Source organism: Mycolicibacterium sp. XJ870 (assembly GCF_053483975.1).
Map to the genome: position 1 here is coordinate 133487 of NZ_JBEFTI010000007.1, position 25331 is coordinate 158817.

Annotated in this window: 22 protein-coding genes; 8 read left to right on the forward strand and 14 right to left on the reverse strand. The window is 66.9% G+C overall.

Translation table 11 applies throughout. The features are described from left to right. On the reverse strand, window positions 1–735 hold the full coding sequence (locus ABQF30_RS22905; RefSeq protein WP_448468077.1) for an enoyl-CoA hydratase: 735 nt from the start codon (window positions 733–735) through the stop codon (window positions 1–3). A gap of 174 nt (window positions 736–909) precedes the next feature. Between ABQF30_RS22905 and ABQF30_RS22910 the strand changes: the two genes are divergently transcribed. Continuing rightward, window positions 910–2337 (forward strand): multicopper oxidase family protein, encoded by a 1428-nt coding sequence (locus tag ABQF30_RS22910; protein WP_448468079.1) that lies wholly within the window; start codon window positions 910–912, stop codon window positions 2335–2337. Here ABQF30_RS22910 and ABQF30_RS22915 read toward each other — a convergent pair. Together ABQF30_RS22915 and ABQF30_RS22920 are read right to left on the reverse strand one after the other, a co-directional pair. Then, a complete protein-coding gene (locus tag ABQF30_RS22915; RefSeq protein ID WP_448468344.1) occupies window positions 2292–2906 on the reverse strand; it encodes a response regulator in 615 nt (204 codons plus the stop codon). The two genes, ABQF30_RS22910 and ABQF30_RS22915, sit on opposite strands and share 46 nt — an antisense overlap. Window positions 2907–2944: 38 nt before the next feature. Next, window positions 2945–4108: a sensor histidine kinase gene (locus ABQF30_RS22920; RefSeq protein ID WP_448468081.1), complete on the reverse strand. Its 1164-nt coding sequence runs from the start codon at window positions 4106–4108 to the stop codon at window positions 2945–2947. A 44-nt stretch (window positions 4109–4152) separates the two neighbouring features. On the opposite strand from ABQF30_RS22920, the gene ABQF30_RS22925 reads away from it, so the two are divergent. After that, a complete protein-coding gene (locus ABQF30_RS22925; RefSeq protein WP_448468083.1) occupies window positions 4153–5625 on the forward strand; it encodes a carboxyl transferase domain-containing protein in 1473 nt (490 codons plus the stop codon). Between the two features lie 161 nt (window positions 5626–5786). Here the strand turns inward: ABQF30_RS22925 and ABQF30_RS22930 are convergent, their stop codons facing one another. Both ABQF30_RS22930 and ABQF30_RS22935 read right to left on the reverse strand, forming a co-directional pair. Continuing rightward, a complete protein-coding gene (locus ABQF30_RS22930; RefSeq protein ID WP_448468346.1) occupies window positions 5787–7781 on the reverse strand; it encodes a YhgE/Pip family protein in 1995 nt (664 codons plus the stop codon). A 14-nt stretch (window positions 7782–7795) separates the two neighbouring features. Further along, window positions 7796–8527 (reverse strand): ATP-binding cassette domain-containing protein, encoded by a 732-nt coding sequence (locus ABQF30_RS22935; protein WP_448468085.1) that lies wholly within the window; start codon window positions 8525–8527, stop codon window positions 7796–7798. Window positions 8528–8582: 55 nt separating this feature from the next. On the opposite strand from ABQF30_RS22935, the gene ABQF30_RS22940 reads away from it, so the two are divergent. Further along, the gene (locus tag ABQF30_RS22940; RefSeq protein WP_448468087.1) at window positions 8583–9269 is read left to right on the forward strand and encodes a hypothetical protein; all 687 of its coding nucleotides are present in this window, start codon (window positions 8583–8585) and stop codon (window positions 9267–9269) included. Window positions 9270–9275: 6 nt separating this feature from the next. Here the strand turns inward: ABQF30_RS22940 and ABQF30_RS22945 are convergent, their stop codons facing one another. Genes ABQF30_RS22945 through ABQF30_RS22955 form a run of 3 tightly spaced genes read right to left on the reverse strand, consistent with a single transcriptional unit; the run spans window position 9276 to window position 10544 of the window. Beyond that, window positions 9276–9776, reverse strand: coding sequence for a GNAT family N-acetyltransferase (locus ABQF30_RS22945; protein WP_448468089.1), 501 nt, complete (start codon window positions 9774–9776; stop codon window positions 9276–9278). Next, window positions 9773–10048 (reverse strand): type II toxin-antitoxin system TacA family antitoxin, encoded by a 276-nt coding sequence (locus ABQF30_RS22950; protein WP_448468091.1) that lies wholly within the window; start codon window positions 10046–10048, stop codon window positions 9773–9775. Before ABQF30_RS22950 ends, ABQF30_RS22945 begins: the two co-directional genes overlap by 4 nt. A gap of 49 nt (window positions 10049–10097) precedes the next feature. Next, complete coding sequence (locus ABQF30_RS22955; RefSeq protein WP_448468093.1) at window positions 10098–10544, reverse strand: hypothetical protein; 447 nt, start codon at window positions 10542–10544, stop codon at window positions 10098–10100. 35 nt (window positions 10545–10579) lie between these two features. Between ABQF30_RS22955 and ABQF30_RS22960 the strand changes: the two genes are divergently transcribed. After that, window positions 10580–11413, forward strand: coding sequence for a VOC family protein (locus ABQF30_RS22960; protein WP_448468095.1), 834 nt, complete (start codon window positions 10580–10582; stop codon window positions 11411–11413). On the opposite strand, the gene ABQF30_RS22965 is transcribed toward ABQF30_RS22960, so the two are convergent. After that, complete coding sequence (locus tag ABQF30_RS22965; RefSeq protein WP_448468097.1) at window positions 11394–11792, reverse strand: hypothetical protein; 399 nt, start codon at window positions 11790–11792, stop codon at window positions 11394–11396. The two genes, ABQF30_RS22960 and ABQF30_RS22965, sit on opposite strands and share 20 nt — an antisense overlap. Window positions 11793–12052: 260 nt before the next feature. Between ABQF30_RS22965 and ABQF30_RS22970 the strand changes: the two genes are divergently transcribed. Further along, window positions 12053–13477, forward strand: coding sequence for an HNH endonuclease signature motif containing protein (locus ABQF30_RS22970; protein ID WP_448468099.1), 1425 nt, complete (start codon window positions 12053–12055; stop codon window positions 13475–13477). Between the two features lie 12 nt (window positions 13478–13489). Here the strand turns inward: ABQF30_RS22970 and ABQF30_RS22975 are convergent, their stop codons facing one another. Both ABQF30_RS22975 and ABQF30_RS22980 read right to left on the reverse strand, forming a co-directional pair. Then, a complete protein-coding gene (locus ABQF30_RS22975; protein WP_448468101.1) occupies window positions 13490–15106 on the reverse strand; it encodes an AMP-binding protein in 1617 nt (538 codons plus the stop codon). After that, the gene (locus tag ABQF30_RS22980) at window positions 15103–16791 is read right to left on the reverse strand and encodes an AMP-binding protein (RefSeq protein WP_448468103.1); all 1689 of its coding nucleotides are present in this window, start codon (window positions 16789–16791) and stop codon (window positions 15103–15105) included. Before ABQF30_RS22980 ends, ABQF30_RS22975 begins: the two co-directional genes overlap by 4 nt. 59 nt (window positions 16792–16850) lie before the next feature. On the opposite strand from ABQF30_RS22980, the gene ABQF30_RS22985 reads away from it, so the two are divergent. Together ABQF30_RS22985 and ABQF30_RS22990 are read left to right on the forward strand one after the other, a co-directional pair. Beyond that, on the forward strand, window positions 16851–17690 hold the full coding sequence (locus ABQF30_RS22985) for a helix-turn-helix transcriptional regulator (RefSeq protein WP_448468105.1): 840 nt from the start codon (window positions 16851–16853) through the stop codon (window positions 17688–17690). A 12-nt stretch (window positions 17691–17702) separates the two neighbouring features. Beyond that, entirely contained in the window at window positions 17703–18812 is a 1110-nt protein-coding gene (locus ABQF30_RS22990; protein ID WP_448468107.1) for an epoxide hydrolase family protein, read from the forward strand. Window positions 18813–18835: 23 nt separating this feature from the next. Here ABQF30_RS22990 and ABQF30_RS22995 read toward each other — a convergent pair whose 3' ends face one another. The 3 genes from ABQF30_RS22995 to ABQF30_RS23005 are packed head-to-tail and all read right to left on the reverse strand — an operon-like array spanning window position 18836 to window position 24513. Further along, entirely contained in the window at window positions 18836–20659 is a 1824-nt protein-coding gene (locus tag ABQF30_RS22995; protein ID WP_448468109.1) for an ABC transporter ATP-binding protein, read from the reverse strand. Beyond that, entirely contained in the window at window positions 20656–22596 is a 1941-nt protein-coding gene (locus tag ABQF30_RS23000) for an ABC transporter ATP-binding protein (RefSeq protein WP_448468111.1), read from the reverse strand. The genes ABQF30_RS22995 and ABQF30_RS23000 overlap by 4 nt, the downstream gene beginning before the upstream one ends. Window positions 22597–22632: 36 nt before the next feature. Continuing rightward, window positions 22633–24513, reverse strand: a complete 1881-nt coding sequence (locus ABQF30_RS23005; RefSeq protein WP_448468113.1) for an ABC transporter ATP-binding protein — start codon at window positions 24511–24513, stop codon at window positions 22633–22635. 106 nt (window positions 24514–24619) lie between these two features. On the opposite strand from ABQF30_RS23005, the gene ABQF30_RS23010 reads away from it, so the two are divergent. Further along, window positions 24620–25330, forward strand: coding sequence for a response regulator transcription factor (locus ABQF30_RS23010; RefSeq protein ID WP_448468115.1), 711 nt, complete (start codon window positions 24620–24622; stop codon window positions 25328–25330). Window position 25331: the final 1 nt, after the last annotated feature.

A 25331-nucleotide genomic window follows, 5' to 3' on the forward strand; every position in this document is an offset into this window, starting at 1 on the left:
TCAGGCTCCGGTGAAGTTGGGCGGACGCTTCTCGATCCTCGCCACCTGCGCCTCGATGACGTCCTTGGACGCCCACGCCTTGTCGAACAGGTCCTTGTGCGCGGGCCACTGTTCCTCGTAGGCGCCGTCGTCGTTGAGCACCCGCTTGGCGTGCTGCAGAGCCAGCGGTGCGAACCCGGCGATCTCGGTGGCCCACTTCTGCGCGTCGGCCAGGGTGCCGATCCGGTTGGCCATCCCGGTCTGCAGAGCAACATCGGAGGTGAGCCGCTCCGCGGCGAGCAGCATGCCGCGGGCCCGGCCGTAGCCGACCAGCGAGGTGAGTCGACGGATGCTCCAGTTGTCGAGTGCCAACCCGTACTTCGCGACCGGGAACTGGAAGTATGCGTCCGGGGCGACGACCCGCAGATCGCAGATCATGGCGAGGATGACGCCCGCGCCGATCGCCGGGCCGTTGATCGCGCCGATGACCGGAACCGGGGTCTTGTCGATAGCCAGGTTCAGCGCCAGAGCCTTGTCCGGCAGTTTCTCCGCCATCCCCGCGGCATCGGTCAGGTCGGCGCCTGAGCTGAACACCGATCCTTGGGCGGTGAGCACGATCGCGCGGACATCGTCGGTGGGGGCGTTCTCCACCGCCTCCCGCAGGCTGTCGACGAGCTCACAGTTCAGCGCGTTGCGCCGCTCGGCGCGTTGCAACTCCAGGGTCAGCACATTGCCGTCTCGGGTGACACCAATCATGTGGCCAAGCCTAGCGAGGCCATCAGAGGCGCCGCGAGCTACGGCCCATCGACGTGTCCCGCTCACTACCAGGACTTCCTGAACTGCACAAGACCCCGACGGAGGAATTCGCCACCGCGAATCGCGACCTCGTTGCCGAACCCGGCGGGCCCGGATCGCCGAAGACTAGGACACGTGCTCACCACTTCCCGTCGACAATTTCTGCTGGGCCTGGCCGCGGCCCCGATCGTGTTGTCGGTGTCCTGCGCTGCCCGGGCACCGCGTCGGTTGCCGATCCCCCCGCTGGCCGATTCGACCGTCGGTCCCGACGGAACCCGACGGTTCACCCTGCGCGCGGCGGCCGGAACGACCGAGATCCTCGCCGACAAGAGCACAGCGACCTACGGATACAACGGCGCGATGCTCGGGCCGACGCTGCGCGCCCGGCGTGGGGAGTCCGTAGCGGTGGCGTTCGAGAACGCCCTGCCGGAGCCGACGACCGTGCACTGGCACGGCATGCACCTGCCTGCCCGCTGCGACGGCGGTCCGCATCAAACCGTCGCGCCAGGAGCGCGATGGGAACCGCGCTGGACGATCCGGCAGCCGGCGGCAACCCTGTGGTACCACCCACACCCGCACGGCGAGACCGAAAAACAGATCTACCGCGGCCTGGCCGGCATGTTCATCGTCGACGATGACGAATCGCCCGGCGCGCTGCCGCATGACTACGGCGTCGACGATATTCCGCTGATCATCCAGGACCGCCGGTTCACCGCGTCAGGCGCTCTCGACGAATCCGACGCCACCGACGTCGGCCTCCTCGGGGATACGATCGTCACCAATGGCGTTGCAGGCGCGCATCTTCCGGTCCACTCCGAACGCATCCGGCTGCGCATCCTCAACGGATCAGGCGGGCGGCTGTACAACCTCGGCTTCAGCGATGACCGCGAATTTCAGGTGGTCGGCAGCGACGGCGGCCTGCTGCCCGCGCCGGCCACCGTGAACCGAATTCAGTTGAGCCCCGGTGAACGGGCCGAGATCGTCGTCGCCATGCAGGCCGGTGCCGATGTCACGCTGAGGTCGTTCCCGATCCGGGACCGCGCCGGATTGGACGAGTCCGAAGCCGCTCGATTCGGGATCGATGACGCCTTCGACATTCTCGACGTGCACCCCGCCCGGACGCTGCGTGCGAGCGCCGCCCTGCCCGCCCAACTGGCCACCCTCGTCACGCCCGGGACTTCTGAGGTGTCCGCGCAGCGGTCCTTCGACCTGCAATGGTTCATGATCAATGGGAACCGGATGGACATGAATCGCATCGATTTCCAGCCAACGGTCGACACCGACGAAATCTGGACCGTCCGCAATGTCGACAACTGGCCGCACAACTTTCACGTGCACGACACCCAGTTCCGGATCCTCGACATCGACGGAGCGCCGCCGCCACCGGAACTCGCCGGATACAAGGACACGGTGTACACCCCTCCGGGACAACGGATCCGGCTCGCCATCCGCTTCTCGGACTACACCGACCCGACGTACCCGTACATGTATCACTGCCATCTGGCCCTGCACGAGGATCAGGGGATGATGGGCCAGTTCCTGGTGCTCGCGCCCGAGCGCTGATACCCGTACACGGCGAGTTGAACCCGGTTCTGCACGCCGGCTTTGTCCATCAGATTGGCGATGTGGGTCTTCACGGTCGTGGCGCCGAGATGCAGGCGATCGGCGATCTGCTGGTTGGACAATCCGTCGACCACAAGGGGCAGCACTTCCAGTTCGCGCGGGGTCAGCGCCACCGGATCCGCAGGCTCGCGATCTAGACTCTTGTTGTCGATCGCCCGGGTCACCAATCGCCGCAACAGATGTGGCGACAGCGTGAATTCACCCTCGGCGGTGCGGCGAATCGTGTCGACGAGCTCGGCCGGGCTGGTGTCCTTCACCAGGAACCCGACCGCGCCTGCCGCAAGCGCCGGATACAGATGGTCGTCGTCGTCAAAGGTCGTGAGCACCAAGACCTTTGCGTCCGGGCGGGCGGAAACCACTTGGCGGGTCGCGACGATGCCGTCGACGCCGGGCATACGCAGGTCCATGAGAATCACGTCCGGCGCGAGTTCGGCCGCCGACCGGACCGCCTGCGCGCCGTCCGCGGCTTCGCCGACCACGTCCAGATCTGCGGTCGCCTCACACAGCATGCGCAGACCGGCCCGCACCAGCCGTTGGTCGTCGACGATCAACACGCGGATTGCGGCAGCCACGCCTCGACCTCCCAACTGTTTTCGGTCTTGCGCACGTCGAGTCGACCGCCCACGAGGTCCAGCCGCTCCGTCATACCGATGATTCCGTGGCCTTCGTCATTCGTCGACTCAGCCCGCGTGCGCGCGCTGCTGACGCGCACCGCGACGCCGCCGTCGCGCCGACCGATGGTCAGTTGGACCGGGCCGGCCGGGTCGGCATGTTTCATCACGTTGGTGAGAGCCTCCTGCGTCACCCGCAAGAGGGTGAGCCGCGCGATCGCGTCCAGCCCGACGGTATCGCGGTCGACGCGTGCCGCGACGGTGAAGTTGGCGGCGCGGGTCCGCTCGACGGCCGCATCGATCTCCTTCCACAGCGCGTCCGGCTCGATCATCGCGACCTCGTGCAGAGCAGGATCACGCAGGGCGGTCTGCAATCGTCGGGTGTCGGCGAGCGCGTCCGACGCGGTTCTGTACACGTCGTCGAGCACCGCTTCCACCTGCTGGTCCGCATGTTCGAGCACGTGTTTGGCCACCCCGATGCGCAGCACGATCGAGGCCATGTGATGCGCGACCAGGTCGTGCAGCTCTCGCGCCATCGCACCGCGTTCCTCCGAGCGGACGGCGGATTCCGCTGCCGCCCTGCGTAATTCCGCGTCCGCGACACGTTGCCGATAGTTCTCGGCCAGGCGTGCTTGGGCTCGCAGGTACAAGCCCAACAGGACCGGCAGGCCGATGGCCGCCACGATCGTCACGGCATTGGCAGCACTCCACGGCGGTGCATGCTCATCGAGCAAAGCACCCAGCACGAGCGCGATCAGCCAGCCCGCCGCCACCGCCGCAATATCGCGATCACGGTCGCTACGGGCAGCGACATCGGCCACCGCGACTGCCCCCAAGTACGGCACCAGCCCGGACAGACCCCAGGCCTCGGCGGCGAACAACGGCACCGCCAGCGCCGACACCGCCAACGACACGGGAACCGGCCACCGCCCGCCGAAAGCGAAGACGGCCGCCGCGGCACACGACAGCACCCAGTACGAGGGTGACACCCGGAACTCACCAGGGAATGTGCTCGCGATCAGCAGGACCGGCACCAACAGCAGCGGTGCCAACCGCAGTGCCACGCCGACACGCGGAACGCCGGACAGCACTGAGGGCACGCTGTCACGGTAGCCGCGACGCGCCTGCCCGATAGCCTTTACCTGTGAGTCGGATCGGTGCCCTGGCCCTACGCGATGCTGTGCTCGACGAGGGCTCATTCCGCAGTTGGGACGCCCCGCCGCTGGATGTCGCGACCAGCGAGGACTACCGACGGGAACTGGCCGACGCCTCGGCTGCGACCGGATTCGACGAATCGGTGCTGACCGGCGAGGGCACGGTGTTCGGCCGTCGCGTAGCGGTGGTGGCCTGTGAGTTCGATTTCCTGGCCGGGTCGATCGGGGTGGCCGCGGCCGAACGGATCACCGCCGCCGTGGCGCGCGCGACCGCCGAGCGGTTACCGCTGCTGGCCTCGCCCAGTTCCGGCGGCACCCGGATGCAGGAGGGCACGGTCGCGTTTCTGCAGATGGTGAAGATCGCCGCGGCCGTCGAACTGCACAGGCAGGCGCACCTGCCGTACCTGGTGTACCTGCGGCACCCCACCACAGGTGGCGTGTTCGCATCGTGGGGTTCGCTCGGGCATGTCACCGCCGCTGAGCCGGGTGCACTGGTCGGATTCCTCGGGCCGAGGGTCTACGAGCACCTGTACGGCGAGCCGTTCCCGTCCGGCGTCCAGACCGCCGAGAACCTGCATGCCCACGGTGTCATCGACGGCGTGGTGCCACTGGACCTGCTGCGTTCGACGTTGGATCGGACCCTGCGCGTGGTTGCCGACCCGCCCGGACCGCCGCCTCCTGTTTTGCGTGCGGAATCACTGCCCGACGTGCCTGCCTGGGAGTCGGTGCAGGCCTCGCGGCGCCCGGACCGGCCCGGCGTCGGGTTCCTGTTGAAGCACGGCGCGACTGACCAGGTGCTGCTGTCCGGCACCGAACGGGGCGAGGCGGCGACGACGCTGCTGGCGTTGGCCCGGTTCTCCGGTCAGCCCGCCGTGGTGCTGGGTCAGCGCCGCATCGTCGGCGGACTCGTCGGGCCCGGGGCTTTGCGGGAGGCCCGACGCGGCATGGCGTTGGCGGCCGGGTTGCGGCTGCCGTTGGTGCTCGTGATCGACACCGCCGGGCCCGCGTTGTCGACCGAGGCCGAACAGGGCGGGCTGGCCGGGGAGATCGCGCGGTGTCTGGCCGAACTCGTCACGCTGGACACCCCGACGGTGTCGGTGCTGCTGGGCCAGGGCAGCGGCGGGCCCGCGCTGGCGATGGTGCCGGCCGACCGCGTGCTCGCCGCCTCCCACGGCTGGCTGGCTCCACTTCCGCCCGAGGGGGCCAGCGCGATCGTCTACCGCGACACCGATCACGCTGCGGAATTGGCTGCGGCTCAAGGGGTTCGGTCGTTCGATCTGTTCCGGCACGGGATCGTCGACGTGATCGTGCCCGAACATCCTGACGCCGCCGACGAGCCGAAGGCCTTCACCGCGCGGCTGTCTACGGCGATCGCCACCGAACTGTTTCAGTTGCGTACGGTGCCGGACTCGCGGCGGCTGCACACCCGGCTGGAGCGCTACCGCCGAATCGGGCTGGGCTAGAGTCTCGCATTCGTAGCGCTATGGCGGTGTCCGGCGCGATTTTCCGCCGTGACGCTACATACGCGAACGCAAACAACTAGCTACCCATCGAGATTGCACACAGGGACAAAATCAGCGCCGGATTTGTCCCTGTGCGCAACCTCGGTGAGCAGTCTCAGCGCTCACACTTCGATCGGCGGGTGCAGCCGGTCCATCGTGTACTGCCGGTTTCGCCTCGCGGCCCACGAACTCGCGGCCAGCGACGCCGCCAGCAACCCGACAAGCACGGCTATCGCGACCCACAGTCTCGAGTCGATCCCGCCGACGGTCAACTGGCGAAGACCGTTGACCGCGTATGTCATCGGATCGACCGGGTGCAGGATCTGGAACGGTTTGGCCGTGGTCTCCACGGGATAGATGCCGCCGGCCGACACCAGCTGCAGCATCAGGAATGCGAGGGTGACCACTCTGCCGACCGAGACCCCGAACAGCGCGTTGAACGCCTGGATCAACGCCAGGAAGGCCGCGCCCACGAGCACCAGGAAGGCAAACGTCGCCAATGGGTATTTGGCCTGCAGCCCGACCCCGAAATGCACCACCACGTACATCACCGCAACCTGGCACACCGCGATCAGCAGGGCCGGCCAGTAGGACGCCAACACCACACGCAGCGCGCCCAGCCCGTTGACGACCGGGCGGGATTGCAACGGCTTCAACAACATCCAGATGATCAACGCGCCGATGAACAATGCCAGCGGCAGGAAGAACGGTGCGAACCCGGTGCCGAACGTGGCGGCCTGATTGTTGGTCTGCATCTCAAGCGCCACCGGGGCGGCCAGGGTGCGTGCGACGTCGGTGCGCTGCTGCGGGGTCCACGACGGGACCTGCGTCGAACCTTCCTTCAGAGCCGACGCGAGCTGTTGGCTGCCGTCCTGCAGTTGAACTGTGCCTCCGGCGAGTTCGTCTGCGCCGTTGGCTAATTGGCGACTGCCGTTGGTCAGTTGCACCAGACCGCTGTTGAGCGCCCGGGCCCCGTCGTTGAGTTGATGGGCGCCGTCGCGCAGCCTGACGACATCGGAGCGCAGGCCGCCGTTGAGAGCCTTGGTGATGAACACCCGCAGCTTGCTGTTGGGATCGCCGAGTTCGGTCTCCAGCTCGGATGCGCTGTTGCGCAGGCGGATCAGGCCGTCGTCGGTGGTGGGGTCGATACCGCGGGCCTGCAGCAGCCGCTGGGCGCCGGCCAGGAACTCGCCGGTGTCGCGCACGGTCGGGTCTGGGCTGGCCCGCAGGAAGCCGACCGCCTGGTCGACGATCGCCGCGGCGTGGGCCTGATCGATGTTCAACGCGGCGATGCGGTCGCTGGTCGAGCGCACCGCCCCGGACAGCCGCTGGGCGGCCCTGCCGACCTCGTCGGGGTCGAGGCCGAGATCCCCCACCCGGTCCAGCAGGGTCAGCAGCGGATCGGTCGCGGTGTCGATGCCCGTCGACAACTGTCGGCTGCCCGCGGCCAACTGCGCGGAACCGTCGCGCGCTGTGACCAGACCCGCGGTCAAAGCGTCCGCACCGGTCGCCAGTTGGTGCGCACCGTCGTTGGCCGCGGCTGTGCCGGCGGCCAGCTGACCGGCGCCGTCGGCCGCCTTGACCAACCCGGCACCGGCGTCGGTCAGGCCGGTGAGCACAGTGCCGACCGTGCGTTCACCGATACGGCCGTTGATCTGGTTGAGCACCTCGCGGGCGGCGTTCTGCCCGATGATCGAGCCCAGGTAGTTGTTCGCATCGTTGAAGGTGAACCGGATCTTGGCCTGCTGGGGCGACCCGCCCGACGGCGAGGAGATGCTGGTGCTGAAATCCTGCGGCAGCGTGATCGAGAAGTAGTACCTGCCGCTGGCCACCCCGTCGGCGGCCTCGGCGGCCGACACCCGATGCAGTTGCAGCTGGCCGGAATCCACCAGGGCGCTGGCAACCTCGTCGCCGACCTTGACCGGCTGGCCTTCAGCGACGGCGCCCTGATCCTCGTTGACCAATGCGACCGGAACCTTGTTCACCTCACCGAACGGGTTCCAGAATGCCCACAGGTACATCGCGCCGTACAACAGCGGCATCAGGATGACCGTGACCAAGGCGATGCGTGGCATCGCACCGCGGGAGAACCGTTTCAGATCAGTGCCCAAAGACATTCCGGCTAGCACGGCTACTGGCCACCTTTCTGCGCTCCGGTCAGTTCGACCGGAGTGGTATTGGGCACCGTCAGTTGGACCACTTCGTGGAGGTTGCCCAGTCCGTTGACGGTGGCGGTGACGACGGTTTGCTGCCGACCGAGCGCAATCAGGCGCTCCAGCACCACGTCCCGGTTGCGGTCATCGGTGATGTGGTCGAGGTTGCCGACCACCAACAGCGGCGGCCCGGCGGTGTTGGCGAGAGCGATCCGCAACAGGATCTGGTCGAGTTCACTGAGCGCGTCGAAGTACTCCGTCAACGAGGGCAGCGGCAGGTCACCGAACACGGGCTTGCATATGGCGGCGAGGTCGCCGTTGTCGGCACGGGGCACCAGCCGGTACCACGGTGCGTCCCAGCGCCGCTGCTCGGTGATCAGGTCACGCACTGTCACCGATTCGGCCACGGTGTCGAGTTCGTCGATGCCCGCCAGCGCCGCGACCCCGAAGATGTCACCGGCGCGACTGCGCCCGAAGACCGTCAGCTCACCGCCCGCCGGACGCATCCGTCCCGCCAGCGTCATCAGAAGCGCCGTGCGACCGGAACCCGACGGAGCCACCAGCACGGTGACACCGCCTTCGGCGATGTCGAGGTCGATCGGCCCGTACACGGGACCCCACGGCCCACGCATGGTGATGCGTCGGGCGGTGATAGCGGGCGGCTTTTGCTCGTCCTCGTCAGCGTCAGGCTCGGGACTTAGCTGAGGCATTGTCCAATCACAGCACATCCGGTGGCTGAGCACAGGCAATGGCATTCTGGAATTTGTGGAGCCGCTGCTGCATTTCGCAGGGAATTTCTGGTGGTTGATCTTTCCGCTCGGCGGCATGATCGGCGGCGGAGTCAAGGCTGTGGCCGCGGCCAACGAGCGCCGTGCCGAACGGCGGCTGGAGCGCTACCGCATCAAGCAACAGACCAAGATCGAGATGGCCCGCGCGGCCGGGGCAGCCACGTCGGCGGACGCCGCCTACCGGCGGGAGTTGACGAAGCTTCTGGAGGCCCACGACCGCACCAGCGCACGCTGGCTCGACTACGAAATCGACATCGCCAAACTCCTGGATTTCCCGCTGATGACAAACATCCGTGACCCGTTGACGATCGCTTTCCACAAGGCCCGCACCCGAGCCGACCTGTTACGGCCCGACAGCGTCGCAAACGTCGACCGTGCTGCCCAACTCGAATACCGCGACGCGGTCCACGAATACGTGTCGACGTTCGACATCGCCGAGGCCGAGGCGATCCGCAGGCGGCGCAGTGATTTCTCCACCGAAGCCCAAGACCGGCTGGCCCGCGCCCAGCAGCTGCTGCGGCTTGCGTCCGACGACGGTGCGACACCACAGGAACGGCAGAACGCCTATACGCGGGCGCAGAAGGAACTCGACGGGCTGATCGTGCTGCCGGCGAGCACCCGGGCGAGCATCGAGCGAAAGATCCTCGGGGAGTTGGAGGCCTGAGCCGGATCAGCCGCTCACGAGGGCGCGGGCATCTTTCATGAGTAGCAGCAAGTGCAGCGGATCGGTCGGAGATTGCTCAAAACCAAAATGCGCGTAGAACGCGCGGGCCTCACCATGCAGAGCGTGGACCAACATGGCTCGCACACCGATCAGATCCGCCGCCTCCACAGCACGGGTAATCGCGTCCCGCAGCAGGTGTTTGCCCAGCCCCTTGCCCTGTTCTTTATGGTCGATTGCCAACCGCGACAACAGGATCACTGGCACTGGGTCGGGCATGTTGCGCCGAACACGTCCTGGTGTGGAGCTTCGCTCTACCGCTGCAGCCGCAAGGGAGTAGAACCCGACCACTCTGCCGTCGTGGCACGTCACGAAACAGCGTGATGCTCCCTCGACATGATTGGCGAGCGCGCGCTTCCGCAGATACTCATCCAAGTTGGGCTCGCCGCTGTCAAACGTCGTAACCTCATCGCCCTCACGAATGGGGCGCGGTGCGCTGTACCCGCTCACGCCTCAGTGACGAAGATCGACGGCTCCGCGAACAGCTTCTCCAACTCGGGCTTTCGCGTCACCGGTCGATCCAGCACTGCCAGGAACTCTGCCCAGGCCGAATCATCCAGCACAAACAGCCGACGATCGGCCAAAACATTGCGGGCATGGGCCAACGTTGCCGTCACCGTGAAGTTGGTCAGGTCTGTCCCCTCGACCTCGGCGGCACGGCGGATCAGCGCGTCCTGTTCAGCAGTCAGGCGCACCGCGAAACGCTCACTCTTCGTAGCCACCCATCCATTGTGTGCCTGATAGGCCCACAGTGCAACGTCGGCTGCGCCGTCACCCCATGACCAACGCCGTCAGCGTCGCCGCACAGGTGATCAGGTCCAGCGGCAACCGCAACAGGCTGCGACGCGTCCAACTCCGGGCCGCGGCTTCGTCGACCGCGACCGGATCAGCCTGCTCGAAGGCCACCGCCTTCGGCACAAAGTCGACCAACGACCACACCCGCATCACGGCATGGCTGACCAGCGCCACCAGTAGCGCCGCACGCACGTCGGCCTGACCCCAAGCCACGATCAACGCAAGGATGAGCGCGACCTCGAAGGCGATGTGCGCGGGGATCCAGAAACGCCGGCGGGAAATGCCGCCGTTGCGGGCCTGGATGATGCCGGGCCGCTTGGGCCAGGCCGGGTCGATGACCACGGTTTCGTAGAGCCCCCCGCCCAACAGCGCGCAGGCGAGAAGTGTCGTGGCAGCGATCAGCACGAGCGTCGGAGAGTCCACGTATGCCAATTATTGCCATGCGCGACGATGGGCACATGACCGAACCGAGGACGTATCCCCACGGCGTGCCCTGCTGGGTGGACACTGCCCAGCAGGATCCCGCTGCCGCCCAGGAGTTTTACGGCCAACTGTTCGGCTGGGCATTCGAGGACGTACTTCCCGAGGACGCCCCGGAGTCATACCTCATCGCCACCTTGGACGGTCAGGACGTGGCCGCGATCGCGTCAGCGCAGACCGGTGAAGAGATCGCCTGGAACACCTACGTCGCAGTGGATGACGCCGATTCGACGGCGGCCGCGGTGACGGCGGCCGGCGGGACCGTGACGAGCGGGCCGGTCGACGCGGGTCCCGGTGGCCGGCAGGCCGGCTGCACCGATCCACGTGGCGCGCGCTTCAAGCTGTGGCAGCCGCGTCAGCGACTCGGCGCGCAGTTGGTCAACGTCCCGGGAACCTGGAACTTCAGCGATCTACTCTGCTCGGACCCGACGGCAGCCACAGGTTTTTACGCCTCGCTGTTCGGCTGGGAGTTCGACGACGTCGGCTTTGCGACGATGATCCGTCGGCCCGGCTACGCCGACCACCTCGATGCCACCATCGACCCGGGTATCAAAGAACGTCACGCCTCGTTCGATGCCCCGCCGGGGTTTTCCGACGCGGTGGGCTGGGTAGGGGAACTTCCCGACGAACAGCCCGAGCACTGGCAGGTGACGTTTGCCGTCGCTGACCGCGACGCGGCGGCAGCACTGGCCGAAAAGCTCGGCGCCGCAGTGATTTCCAGTGAAGACAGCGAGTGGGCGAAGACGGTGCTCATCCAGGATCCGCAGGGTGCCCGGCTGGTGCTGAGCCAGTTCAGCCCACCCGAGGACTGATCACCGAACGGTTGCGGGTGCAGTAGGCCAGCACGCCCGCGGCGATCATCACCTCCACGAGGGCGAACAACGTTGCCATCGCCATCAGCGTCGACGGCTGCGTCGAGGCTGCCGGACCGTGGTGGTGCGTCGGTGCAGGCATGTGCAGAGCGATCATCGCGAGGTTCATGAGCGCGACGGTGCACCACACTCCCGGCGCGCCGCGCTGCCACAGATCACGCGCGCAGTACAGGCAGCCGGCGATCATTGCTGCGAGCAGTCCACCGGTCACCGGATTGGCGGCATGACTCAGCATGAAAACGTGCAGTACCGCCGACGTTGCCGCGAGCAGGGCACACGCGCGACGTCCGAAGACGGCGGACGTGTGGCCGGCGGACATCAAACAATCCTCGCAGCAACGGGACTTCGGCGCTGCCGGAACGATGGCCGACCTTGCTTGCGAAACGTCACGCCATGTTGACCGCCTTTCGGACGAAAACTAATCGCGGGCGGCGTCTCCTCGAGCGGTCCACCGTCCCGGGAACCCGACGGCGACCACGGATTTCTACGCCTCGCTGTCCGGCTGGTAGTTCGACGACGCCGGGTTCGCGACATGCACTTTGGAACCTTGTGTCGGACACCCGTGGCATAATCGAACACATGTTCGAGTCGGACTCTGACGCCGATCTGATCGACGCGCTGAGCAGCGCGTCGCGGGCAGAGTCCGCCGCGATCGCCCACCGGTTCGCCGCGATCGGCGAGCTGGATGCCCGCCGGGCCGTGGAACTGGCCGAGAGGGCGCTCTGGACCACCGACCCGTTCGAAGCCGTCGCCGCCGAACTGTCCGCCGCACTCAACATCAGCCGCTCCCGCGCCGGCTGGCAGATCCGCCACGCCCGCGCGCTGCGCGACCGGCTACCCCAGATCGCGGCAGTGTTCGCCACCGGTGTCATCGACCTACGCATGGTCGCCGCCATCATCGCTCGCACCGACACCGTCGAAGAAACCGTCTGGCCCCAGCTTGATAAGGCCCTGGCCACCCAGGCCGTGCGATGGATGAAACTCTCCGAACGCAAACTCAACGACCGCATCGACCGCTTGATCGCCAAACTCGACCCCAACGGGGTACGCGTCCCACCCGCCGTCGACGACAAACGCTTCATCCAAATCCAAACCGACCGCCCCGGCACCGCCACCGTCTTCGGCACCGTGCGCGCCGAAGACGGCGCCGCCCTCGACCAACGCCTCGACGCCGTCGCCAACACCGTCTGCGACCGCGATCCCCGCACCTTCGAACAACGCCGCACCGACGCCCTGGGACCGGTGGCACGCCTCCAAGAATGGATGCCCTGCCAGTGCGGCTTCCAGGACTGCCCGGTGGCCACCGAACACAAGAAAGCCGCGGCCGTGGTCATCCACGTGCTCGCCGACCAAGCCACCCTCGACGGCACCAGCGACGCGCCGGGCTACCTGCCCGGCTTCGGCGTCCAACCCGCCGACACCATCCGCGAACTCGCCACAACCGCCACCCTCAAACCCCTCACCGTGCCCGCCGATCAGACTGATCCGGGCTACCGGCCCTCGGTGGCGTTGGCCGAATTCATCCGCTGGCGCGACCTGACCTGTCGCTTCCCCGGGTGCGACGCCCCCGCCGAGCGCTGCGACACCGACCACACCGTCCCGTATCCGGCCGGCCCGACCCACCCGTCCAACACCAAGCTCTACTGCCGCCCCCACCACCTTCTCAAAACCTTCCACACCGGACCCCGCGGCTGGACCGACCACCAACTACACGACGGCACAATCATTTTCACCTCACCCACCGGCCACACCTACACCACCGAACCCCACGGCGCCGCACTCTTCCCCACCCTCGCCCAACCCACCGGCGAACTGAGCCTGCCCGAACCCCAAACACCCACCACCAACCGCGCCATCATGATGCCCACCCGCAAACAAACCCGCGACCAAGACCGCGCAGACCGCATCAACGCCGAACGCCGCCAACGCGCCGAACTCAACACCGAACAACAACGCCAACACCAAGCCTGGCTCGCCGCCAACTACCAACCCCCACCCTTCTGATACCAGGCGGGGCTATTCGGCGTCGAGCCCAAGCAGTTTGACGCTTTCTTTCCGCATGTCGACCTTGCGGATCTTGCCGGTGACTGTCATCGGGAATTCGTCGACGATGTGCACGTAGCGGGGAATCTTGTAGTGCGCCAGTTTGCCGGTGGCGAAGGCGCGCACGGCATCAGCGTCCAGCGGATCCCGCCCGGGTTTCATCCGGATCCAGGCGCAGATCTCCTCGCCGTAGCGCTCGTCGGGAACGCCGATCACCTGGGCGTCGTCGATGTCGGGATGGGTGTACAGAAACTCCTCGACCTCGCGCGGGTAGACGTTCTCGCCGCCGCGGATCACCATGTCCTTGATCCGCCCAACGACGGTGCAGTAGCCGTCTTCCCGCATGACTGCCAGATCTCCGGTGTGCATCCAGCCGTCGCCGTCGATGGCCTCACGGGTCTTCGCGTCGTCGTCCCAGTAGCCCAGCATCACCGAATAGCCGCGCGTGCAGAACTCCCCCGGGGTGCCCCGCTCGACGGTCTCGCCGGTGTCCGGATCGACGATCTTGATCTCCACATGTGGGTGAGCCCGGCCGATGGTGGCGGTGCGCCGTTCCAGGTCGTCGTCGATCAACGTCTGGCACGACACCGGAGACGTCTCCGTCATGCCGTAGCAGATCGCCACCTCGGCCATATGCATATCGGCCACAACGCGTTTCATCACCTCGACCGGGCATACCGACCCGGCCATGATGCCGGTCCGCAACGACGACAGATCGAAACTCGCGAAGTCGGGATGCCCAAGCATCGCGATGAACATCGTCGGCACCCCGTACACCCCGGTGCACTTCTCGGCTGCGATCGCCGCCAACGTGGCCCCGGGATCGAATCCGGGTGCGGGGATGACGATCGTGGCCCCATGGGTGACGGCACCGAGGTTGCCCATCACCATGCCGAAGCAGTGATAGAACGGCACCGGAATGCACAGCCGGTCCTCGGGGCCCAACCGGATGAGCTCGGTGACGAAGAACCCGTTGTTGAGAATGTTGCGGTGGCTCAGCGTCGCGCCTTTAGGGAAACCCGTTGTCCCCGAGGTGTACTGAACGTTGATCGGGTCGGTGTTGGCCAGCCCGGCCATACGCTCGCGCAACTGCGCGTCGTCGACCTGATGAATATGCAACGAGGCCCAGTCCAACGTGCCGAGGAAGATGACGTCCTGCAGCGCCGGGCATTCCGAGCTGACCTCGGCCACCATCGTCACATAGTCGGAGGACTTGAACGCGGTCGCCGCGATCAACGTGCGGACCCCCGACTGCTTGAGCACATACGCCAACTCGTGGGTGCGGTAGGCGGGGTTGATGTTGACCAGGATCGCGCCGATCTTGGCCGTCGCGAATTGCACCATCACCCACTCGGCGCAGTTGGGAGCCCAGATCCCTACCCGGTCGCCCTTCTGGACGCCCAGCGCCATCAAACCCCGCGCCAACTCGTCGATCTCGGTGTTGAACTTGCCGTAGGTCCACCGTCGACCTGAGGACATCTCGACCAGCGCTTCGCCGGTTGGACGCCCCGTCGCGATCCGTTCGAAGTTCGCCCCGATGGTCTCTTCAAGGACTGCCGCGTCCGTCGGCCCCGCGTCGTAGGACTTCATCCCAGTAGATCCTCGTATCGGTACTCGGTCGAAATCGATTCGCCGGCTTGATGAGCCACGTCCTCACGCGTGCGCAGCTCGACGCGGCGGATCTTGCCGGAGATGGTCTTGGGCAATTCGAAGAACTCGATGCGACGCACCTTCAGGTACGGCGCGAGGTGGTCGCGGGCGTACGCCATGACCGCTTTCGCGGTGTCGGCGTTGGCTTCCCAGCCGTCCGCCAGCGCGACGTAAGCCTTCGGGACCGCCAGCCGGGTGTCGTCGGGCTGCGGCACCACGGCAGCCTCGACGACCGCGGGGTGCTCGATCAGCACGCTCTCCAGCTCGAACGGGGACACTTTGTAGTCACTGGATTTGAACACGTCGTCAGTGCGGCCGATGTAGGTGATGTAACCGTCGGCGTCGCGGCTGGCAACGTCCCCGGTGTGGTAGTAGCCGCCGGCCATCACCGCCTGATTGCGTTGCGGGTCACCGAGATACCCCGTCATCAGGTTGCGCGGGTTCTTGCTGAGATCGAGGCAGATCTCGCCCTCGTCGGCGAGTTCGCCGGTGATCGGGTCGACGAGCACGACGGGGACGCCCGGCATGGGCCGGCCCATCGAACCCGGCTTGACGGGTTGGCCCGGGGTGTTGCCGACCTGCAGCGTCGTCTCGGTCTGGCCGAACCCGTCGCGGATGGTCAGCCCCCAGGCGTTCTCGACCCGCGTGATGACGTCCGGGTTGAGCGGCTCCCCCGCGCCGAGGATCTCCCGCAACGCCTCGGGTTTGTCACCCAGGTCGGACTGGATCAGCATGCGCCACACCGTCGGTGGTGCGCAGAACGTGTTGACCCCGGCGCGGCGCAGCTGACCCAGCAACGCCGCGGCGTCGAACCGGGCGTAGTTGTAGACGAAGATGGTCGCTTCGGCGATCCACGGCGCGAAGAAACAACTCCATGCGTGCTTGGCCCAGCCCGGAGAGCTGATGGCGAGGTGCACGTCGCCGGGGTGCACCCCGATCCACGCCATGGTCGACAAATGCCCGACCGGATAACTCACCTGCGAATGCTCGACCAGCTTCGGCTTACTGGTGGTGCCGGAGGTGAAGTAGATCAGCATCGTGTCATCGACGGTGGTGCACGCCTCGAACCGCTCGGGGCCCACCGCGTACGCGTCGCTGTAGCGGTGCCAGCCCTCGACCGGCGCCCCCACCGCGATCCGGCTGTAGCCGCCCGGCACGTCATCGAACTTCGCCGTGTCGGCGGCGTTGGCGATGACGAACGTGGCACCACCGCGGACGATGCGGTCAGTCAGATCCGCCGGGCCCAATGCACCGGTGGTCGGCATGATGACCGCGCCCAACTTGGCGACGGCCAGCATGGCCTCCCACAGTTCGACCTGGTTGCCTAGCATCAGGATGACGCGGTCACCCTTGCCGACACCGAGGCCGCGCAGCCAAGAGGCGACGCGGTCGGAGCGGTCGGCCATGTCGGCGAAGCTGACCTGTTGTTCGGACCCGTCCTCCTCGACGATCCACAACGCAGTGCGCTCGTTGTCCCGGGCGATGACGTCGAACCAGTCGATCGCCCAGTTGAAGGTGCCGGTCAGCTCCGGGAAGGCGAAGGTCGCGACGGCCTTGTCGTAATCGGCGATGCTCGCCACGAGCTGGTCACGGGCAGTTCGGTAGACATCGGTGTTACTGGCCATGAGAGATATGCTCCACGTCACACTTGTCAGACCGCTACCCCCGAAAGTGGGTATCCGCGATGCGCCCATCGCTGTTGCGGCCGCGTGACGCCGACGCGGTACGCGCCGAACTTCGCCGGATGGCCGACGACACCGGCCTGCCGCTGACCTTCGGCGGCGAGGTGCACGGCGACACGTTGCTGCTCAGCGAGTTCTTCGGGACCCGGACCGGGGCCATGCGCGGACTCGCGGTGCGCCCGAGCGCTGGTTTGGGCGGCGCGACCATGGTGGCCCGGCGGCCGATCTCGGTGGCCGACTATCGGCGTGCCTCGGCCATCACCCACGACTACGACGGACCGGTGCTGTCCGAGGGGATCCGCTCGATCCTGGCGGTTCCGGTTGTGGTGGACGGGCACGCCCGGGCGGTCCTGTATGGCGCATACCGGCAATCCGCGCCGATCGGCGACCGCACGGCCGCCGCGATGATGGCATCGGCTCAGCGGCTGACCCACGAACTGACCGTGCGCGACGAGGTGGACCGCCGAATGCGGATGCGCGAGGCACAGCTGGCGAACTTCGGGGACAGCGCGGCCAGTGCTGAGCAGATACGTGACGTGCACGCCGATCTGCTCAGCCTCGCATCCGACACCCCGGCGCTGGCCGGGCAACTACGTGATCTCGCCGACCGCCTGGCCCACGCACTGTCCGGCGACACCCCGGCCGCCACGCCACTGACCACACGCGAAGTCGACGTGCTCGCACAGATCGCCCTGGGATGCACCAACGCAGAAGCAGCCCAACGTCTTTCATTGAAGCCGGAGACGGTCAAGAGCTATCTGCGCAGCGCGTCGAGCAAACTCGGTGCACGCACTCGTCACGAGGCGGTGTCGAAGGCCCGCCGGTTGCGTCAGCTCCCGTGACAAGATCGGCATATGACCGCTGGGATCAACCCTTTCCGCATCGCAGTGCCCGACGCCGACCTCGACGACCTCAAGCAGCGACTGGCCCGAACCCGCTGGCCTGAGCCGGAATGCGTCGACGACTGGACCCAGGGCATCCCGCTGAGCTACACCCGCGAACTCGCGGACTACTGGGCCAACGACTACGACTGGCGTTCGCGCGAGGCCGCGTTGAACCGGTTCGACCAGTACACCACCGAGATCGACGGGCTCGACATTCATTTCATCCACCAGCGTTCCCCTCGTGAGGACGCTTTTCCGTTGGTCATCACGCACGGCTGGCCCGGCTCGGTCGTCGAGTTCAACAAGGTGATCGAGCCGCTGACCGAGGCCGGCTTCCACGTGGTGTGCCCGTCGCTTCCGGGCTACGGATTCTCAGACAAGCCGACAGCGACCGGGTGGGGAATCGGCAAGATCGCGCAGGCCTGGGACACGCTGATGAACCGCCTGGGCTATGACCGCTACGGCGCACAGGGCGGCGACTGGGGAGCCGCGGTGACGACGCAGATCGGCCGCAACGGCGGTTCGTGTGCGGCCATCCATCTCAATATGCCGATCGCCCAACCTCCCGCCGAGGGCCTCGGTGAGATGACCGAAGACCTGAAGCAGGCCCTGGCCCGGGTCGACTACTACCGCAAGTTCGATTCGGGATACATGAAGCAGCAGTCGACGCGGCCGCAGACCCTCGGCTACGGCCTGGTGGACTCCCCCGCCGGCCAGTTGGCCTGGATCGTGGAGAAGTTCTGGTCCTGGATGGACTGCGACGGCCATCCCGAGAATGTGCTGCACCGTGACGAATTGCTCGACAACGTGATGCTCTACTGGGTCACCGCCTCGGCGGCCTCATCGGCCCGGTTGTACTGGGAGAGCTTCAACAGCTTCAGCGGCGGGGACTACGTCAGCCTGCCCACCGGCGTGGCGTCGTTCCCCATGGAGATCCTGCGGGCGCCGCGCAGTTGGTGCGAAACCGCCTATAACGTCACCCATTTCACGCAGATGCCGCGCGGCGGGCACTTCGCGGCCTTCGAACAGCCCGAGTTGTTCGTCGACGACGTCCGGAAGTTCTTCGACACGGTGCGCTGAGTGCGCTGCTCGCGCAAGGAAGCTCAGGCCAGCGAGTCGACCCAGGCGCGGTGCAGCGCGGCGTAGGCGCCGTCGGCCCGGGCGATGAGATCAGCAGGTGGGCCGTCCTCGACGACGCGGCCGTGCTCCAGCACCAGCACCCGGTCGGCGATCTGCACCGTCGAGAGCCGGTGCGCGATCACCAGCGCGGTCCGATCGGCGAGCACGGTTTCCAGCGCGCGTTGCACCATGCGCTCGCTGGGGATGTCGAGCGACGACGTCGCCTCGTCGAGGATCAACACCGCCGGATCGGCCAGGAACGCCCGGGCGAACGCCACCAGCTGACGCTGGCCCGCACTGAGCCGGCCACCGCGCTTGGCGACATCGGTGTCGTATCCATCGGGCAGCATCGCGATGAACCGGTCGGCGCCGACGGCCTCGGCAGCCTCGCGTACCTGCGCATCGGTGGCATCGGGACGGCCGAACCGGATGTTGTCGGCGACGGTGCCCTCGAACATGAAGTTCTCCTGGGTGACCATGACGACGTGGGTTCGCAGCTCGGACTGTGACAGTGCACGCAGATCAACGCCGTCCAGCGTCACCGAACCCGCCGAGGGGTCGTAGAACCGGGCGATCAGCTTCGCGATCGTGGTCTTGCCTGCGCCGGTGGTGCCGACGAGCGCCACCGTTTGACCGGCCGGCACCCGCAGCGACAGGTCGGGCAGGACCGGGCGGCCCGGCGTGTAGGCGAATTGCACGTCATGGAATGCGATGTCGCCCTTGACCTTCGCGAGCTCCACCGGATGCTCGGGATCGGCGATCGCGGGTTGTTCGGCCAGCACGCCCGCCAGCTTCTCCAGCGCGGAGGAGGCCGACTGGAAGGTGTTGAAGAACTGCGAGATCTCCTGCATCGGTTCGAAGAACATCCGCAGGTACAGCAGGAACGCCGTCAGCGTGCCGATGGTCATCTCGCCGTTCAGCACCCGGTAGCCGCCGTAGAGCAGCACGACGCCCGTGGTGATGTTGCCGACGAGCTTGACCCCCGGCATGAAGACGGCGAGCAGCTTGAATGTCTTCTCGTTGATCGCGCGGTAATCGTCGGCGATGTCCTCGAAGATCTCCTGGTTTCGCGGCTCGCGGCGGTAGGCCTGCACCGCCTTGATGCCCGTCATGGTCTCGACGAACTGCACGATGACCAACGCGGCACTCTCGCGCACCAGGCGGTAGGTCTTGGCGGACTCGTTGCGGAACCACCACACCAGCCCGACCAGGATCGGGAACGCCGCAAGGCACATCAGGCCCAGCCGCCAGTCCAGTACCACCAACAAGATCGCGGTGCCGAACAGCGTGAGCACCGCGGTGATCAGGCTGTCGAAACCGGTCTCCAGCATGTCCTGGATGGCTTCGACATCGTTGGTGGACCGGCTGACCACCCGACCCGAGGTGTAGCGGTCATGGAACGCGACGTCGAGCCGCTGGAAATGCCGGAACACGCGACGGCGCAGCTCAAGCAGGACCTTCTGACCGATCCGGCCGGAGCGGAGGAGAAAGAACATCCGGCTGACCGCCTGCACGACCACCACCACGCACAACGTGGCGACGATGAGCATCAGCTCCCGAGTCGAACCCCCGTCGATGATCGGCGGGATGCCACGGTCGATACCGCGCTGGACCAGGATCGGAACCGACAGGCGGGCAACGTTTTCCACGATGACAACCAGTGCGAGTGCGCCGACCGTCCATTGGTAGGGACGCAACAGCGAGCCAAGCAGCGCCCGCGCCTCGCGGCGCCGGGGCAGGCTCTCGTCGATCGGGAGGTCGTCGTCCTGGTCCTCCTTGATGCGCCCGCGCCAGTCAGTGAGGGTCATCGGCGCTGCACCTCCGAAGGCACATGCTGCCCGACGTGATCAATGGCAGCACGCTCGTCGTGGACCCGCTGCAGCCGTGCCAGTTCTTCGTCGTCCTCCCAGTCGCAGCTGCGTTCGCAGGCGTCGTCCAATTCGTCATCGGCGGCCAGCAGGTACCGGTACTGCGGCACCTCGGCGAGCAGCTGGGCGTGCGTGCCGATGTGGGTGATCGTGCCCGCCCCGTCAATGGTGTCGAGCAGAGCGACCTTGTCCGCCAACAGCACCGTCGACGCCCGGTGCGCCACGATGACGCCGGTGACCTCGCGCAGAACCCGCCCGAGGGCCTCGGTGACGATGGCTTCGGTGTGCACGTCGAGCGCCGAGAGGGTGTCGTCGAGCACCAGGATCCGCGGCGCCGCCAGGATCGCGCGGGCCAGGGAAAGGCGTTGCCGCTGCCCGCCGGACAGGCTCATGCCCTGCTCGCCGATGCGGGTGTCCAGGCCGAAGGGCAGGTCGTAGACGAACTGCGCGGCCGCGATCTCGATGGCCTGCGCCAGCTCCGCGTCGGTGGCAGGGTTCTGCGACGGGGACCGGCCCAACGCCAGGTTCTCCGCGACCGACATCGAGAACAGCGTCGGATCCTCGAACGCGGTGGCCACCGCCTTGCGCAGCGCAGGCAGGCTTAGCTCGCGGATGTCCTGGCCGTCGATGAGGATCTGGCCCTCGGTGACGTCGTAGAGCCGGGAGAACAACGCGGCGAGCACCGACTTGCCCGAACCGGTCGAGCCGACCAGCGCGAGCGTCTCACCCGGCTCGACCGTGACATTCACGTGGCGCAGTGCCCACTCGTCGCTATCGGGAAACCGGAAGCCGACGTCACGCAGCTCGAGACGGCCGCCACGCGGCGGCTCGGCCTGCGGTCCGTCATCGATCTCCCTTGGCGCATCGAAGATCTCCGCGATCCGGTTGGCGGCAGTGAACGACTCCTGGGTCATGGACAGCAGGAACCCCAGCGACGCGATCGGCCACACGAGCGAAAGCATCATGGTGATGAACGCGACCAGCGTGCCCATCGTGACCTGGCCGTGGCCGGCCGCATAGGCGCCGAACCCGAGCACCACGATCAGGGTCAGGTTGGGGATGATCTCCAGCACGGTCCAGAACTTCGCCGACACGCCGACCCTGCCGACCTGCGTCTCGTACAGCCGGCTGGCCTGCTCGTCGAAGCGGTCGAACACGTAGTCCTCGCGGCCGAAGGATTTCACCACCCGCAGGCCCAACGCCGACTCCTCGACATGCGTTGCGACGTGCCCCGTCTGGTCCTGCGCCAGCCGCGACAACCGGGTGTACTCCCGCTCGAAGTGCAACACCGTGGCCGCGATGGGCACGATCGACACCAGCACCACCACCCCCAACGGCCAGTACATGGCCAGCAGGATCGCGGTCACCACGGTGATCTGCAGGGCGTTGAGGATCAGGAACACCAGCCCGAACGACATGAACCGGCGGATGGTCGACAAGTCGTTCATCACGCGCGACAGCAGCTGGCCGGACTGCCAGCGGCCGTGGAAACTCATCGGCAGAATCTGCAGGCGCGCATAGAGGTCCTTGCGGATGTCGGCCTCGACGCCCATCGTGGCGCGCGCCACCAGCCAGCGCCGGATGAACCACAGCACCGCCTCCGAGATGCCGACACCCATCGCGGCGGCACCGAGAATCCACAGCCCGCGGGAATCCTGATGGCGCACGGGACCGTCGATGACGGCCTTGGTCATCAACGGAATCGCCACTGTGGCGGCGAGGCTGGCGACCGCGACGACGATCATCGCGATCCACCGGGTCCGGTACGGCAACAGGTACGGCAGCAGCCGCCACAGATCCGAGCTACCGCGAATCCGCGCCGGCGGCGGGGCGATCGCCGGCGCCGAACGCAATCCGTCAGTTGCGGCTTCACTCACTGTGTAGATCTTCCCATGTGCGGCAAATGAATAACTTCACGCCGCGGTGGCATCGTCGGCGAACTGGGTGTAGTACAGCTCGGCGTAGCGCCCGTTGCGCGCGAGCAGTTGGCTGTGGGTGCCGCGTTCGACGATGCGCCCGTCCTCGACGACCAGGATGAGATCGGCGGCCCGAACCGTCGACAACCGGTGTGCGATGACGACGGACGTACGGCCGTCCAGCGCCTCGGCAAGGGCCTGCTGCACAGCGGCCTCGGAGGCCGAGTCCAGCGAAGCCGTCGCCTCATCGAGCACCACCACCCGGGATCGTCCCAACAGCAGCCGCGCGATCGTCAACCGCTGCCGCTGCCCTCCGGACAGACGGTATCCGCGCTCACCGACAACCGTGTCCAAGCCGTCGGGCATCGCAGCGACCACGTCGGCCAGCCTGGCCCGGCGCAGGGCCTCCCACAGCTGGTCATCGGATGCAGCGTCATGAGCGGCCAACTGGAGATTCGACCGGATCGTTTCGTGGAAGAGATGCCCGTCCTGGGTCACCATGCCCACGGTCTCCTTGAGCGATGCGAACGTCACGTCGCGCACGTCGACCCCGTTGAGCTTCACCGAACCCGAATCGACGTCATAGAGCCTGGCCAACAGCGATGCGATCGTCGACTTGCCCGCGCCCGACGAACCGACCAGGGCCACCATCTCACCGGGCCGGGCGGTGAACGAAATCCCGTGCAGAACCTCGTCGCCACCGCGGTCATCCAGCACGGTGACCTCCTCAAGCGAGGCCAGCGACACCTTGTCCGCCGATGGGTAGGAGAACCGGACATCTTGAAATTCGACGGAGACGGAGATTCCTGCTTCGTTCGGCACGTCAACGGCACCCGGCTTCTCGGCGATCAGCGGCTCCAGATCCAGGACCTCGAAGACCCGCTCGAAACTGACCAGCGCACTGGCGATCTCGACACGCGCATTGGCCAGCGCGGTCAGCGGCGCGTACAGCAGCGCCAGCGAGACGATCGCGCCGGCCTGCAACTGTCCGCCGATCGCCAGCAACCCGCCCAGCCCGTACACCAGGGCCAGCGCCAACGCGGACATCAGCGTCAGCGAGTTCATGAACGTCGACTGCAGCATCGCCGTGCGCACCCCGATGTCCCGCACCGCGTCGGCCCGCACCGCGAACTCCCCCGACTCGCGCGCCGGGTTGCCGAACAGTTTCACCAAGGTGGCGCCCGGAGCCGAGAACCGTTCGGTCATCTGCGTGTTCATCGTCGCGTTGTGGGCGGCGGCCTTGCGGGACAGCTCGGCCATCCGGGCACCGATGCGGCGCGCCGGCACCACGAACAACGGCACCAGCAGCAGCGAAAGCAGCGTGATCTGCCACGAGATGCTCAGCATCACCACGAGCGTCAGCGTCACCGTCACCAGGTTGGCGACGATGCCCGACAGCGTGTCGGAGAACGCCCGCTGCGCCCCGATCACGTCGTTGCCGAGCCGGCTCACCAGCGCACCGGTGCGGGTGCGCGTGAAGAAGGCCACCGGCATCTTCTGCACGTGATCGAACACCGCGGTGCGCAGGTCCAGGATCAGACCCTCGCCGATGTTCGAGGACAGCCACCGGGTGACCAGCGACACCGCGGCCTCGGCGACCGCGATCGCAGCGATCGTGCAGGCCAGCAGCACCACGACCGACGCCGCGCCGCCCCCGGTGATCTCGTCGACGACGCGACCGGCCAGCACCGGCGTCGTGACAGCCAGCGCCGCAGTGACGACGCTGACCGCGAGGAACGCACCCAACCTTCGGTGGTGCCGGCCGGCGAAACGCCAGATGCGGGCGAGCAGCTGCCGGTCGGCCAGCGCATGCAGATCGCCTCCGCGGGCATGCGCCTGCCGGTACAGGGTCTGCCTGGCCACCGTTTCCATACTCATGAGATTCACCGTAGAACCTCAACAATTGATGAGGTCAACGACTTCCCGCAGGCATCGACCCCGTGCCTGCGACATTCGCGGTTGTCCATCAGGCAAGATGGCGGACATGGACAGTACTGCCAGCGGTATGGCCTCCCCGAGGGTCCTCGTGGTGGACGACGACCCTGACGTGCTCGCCTCACTGGAACGCGGGCTGCGGTTGTCCGGGTTCGACGTGTCCACAGCCGTGGACGGCGCCGAAGCCCTGCGCAGCGCGACCGAGACCCGGCCCGACGCCATCGTGCTCGACATCAACATGCCGGTCCTCGACGGCGTCAGCGTGGTCACCGCGCTGCGCGCGATGGACAACGACGTTCCGGTCTGCGTGCTCTCCGCGCGCAGCAGCGTCGACGACCGGGTGGCGGGCCTCGAAGCGGGTGCCGACGACTACCTGGTCAAGCCGTTCGTGCTGCAGGAGCTGGTGGCCCGGGTCAAGGCCCTGCTACGCCGACGCGGCGCATCCGCGACGTTCTCGTCGGAGACCATCCAGGTCGGTCCGCTCGAGGTGGACATTCCGGGCCGGCGTGCGCGGGTGAACGGCGCCGACGTGGACCTGACGAAACGCGAGTTCGACCTGCTGGCCGTCCTGGCCGAGCACAAGACCGCGGTGCTGTCCCGCGCCCAGCTGCTGGAGCTGGTGTGGGGCTACGACTTCGCCGCCGACACCAACGTCGTCGACGTGTTCATCGGATACCTGCGCCGCAAGCTGGAGGCCGGCGGCGCACCACGGTTGCTGCACACCGTGCGCGGCGTGGGGTTCGTCCTACGGACGCAGTAGC

Coding starts and splice junctions, on each gene's coding strand:
- ABQF30_RS22935 (WP_448468085.1), bottom strand. CDS start 8,527: ATGCCTCAGCTAAGTCCCGAGCCTGACGCTGACGAGGACGAGCAAAAG.
- ABQF30_RS22975 (WP_448468101.1), bottom strand. CDS start 15,106: ATGAAGTCCTACGACGCGGGGCCGACGGACGCGGCAGTCCTTGAAGAG.
- ABQF30_RS22995 (WP_448468109.1), bottom strand. CDS start 20,659: ATGACCCTCACTGACTGGCGCGGGCGCATCAAGGAGGACCAGGACGAC.
- ABQF30_RS22985 (WP_448468105.1), top strand. CDS start 16,851: ATGCGCCCATCGCTGTTGCGGCCGCGTGACGCCGACGCGGTACGCGCC.
- ABQF30_RS22980 (WP_448468103.1), bottom strand. CDS start 16,791: ATGGCCAGTAACACCGATGTCTACCGAACTGCCCGTGACCAGCTCGTG.
- ABQF30_RS22970 (WP_448468099.1), top strand. CDS start 12,053: ATGTTCGAGTCGGACTCTGACGCCGATCTGATCGACGCGCTGAGCAGC.
- ABQF30_RS22990 (WP_448468107.1), top strand. CDS start 17,703: ATGACCGCTGGGATCAACCCTTTCCGCATCGCAGTGCCCGACGCCGAC.
- ABQF30_RS22905 (WP_448468077.1), bottom strand. CDS start 735: ATGATTGGTGTCACCCGAGACGGCAATGTGCTGACCCTGGAGTTGCAA.
- ABQF30_RS22930 (WP_448468346.1), bottom strand. CDS start 7,781: ATGTCTTTGGGCACTGATCTGAAACGGTTCTCCCGCGGTGCGATGCCA.
- ABQF30_RS22960 (WP_448468095.1), top strand. CDS start 10,580: ATGACCGAACCGAGGACGTATCCCCACGGCGTGCCCTGCTGGGTGGAC.
- ABQF30_RS22965 (WP_448468097.1), bottom strand. CDS start 11,792: ATGTCCGCCGGCCACACGTCCGCCGTCTTCGGACGTCGCGCGTGTGCC.
- ABQF30_RS23005 (WP_448468113.1), bottom strand. CDS start 24,513: ATGAGTATGGAAACGGTGGCCAGGCAGACCCTGTACCGGCAGGCGCAT.
- ABQF30_RS22915 (WP_448468344.1), bottom strand. CDS start 2,906: ATGCTGTGTGAGGCGACCGCAGATCTGGACGTGGTCGGCGAAGCCGCG.
- ABQF30_RS23010 (WP_448468115.1), top strand. CDS start 24,620: ATGGACAGTACTGCCAGCGGTATGGCCTCCCCGAGGGTCCTCGTGGTG.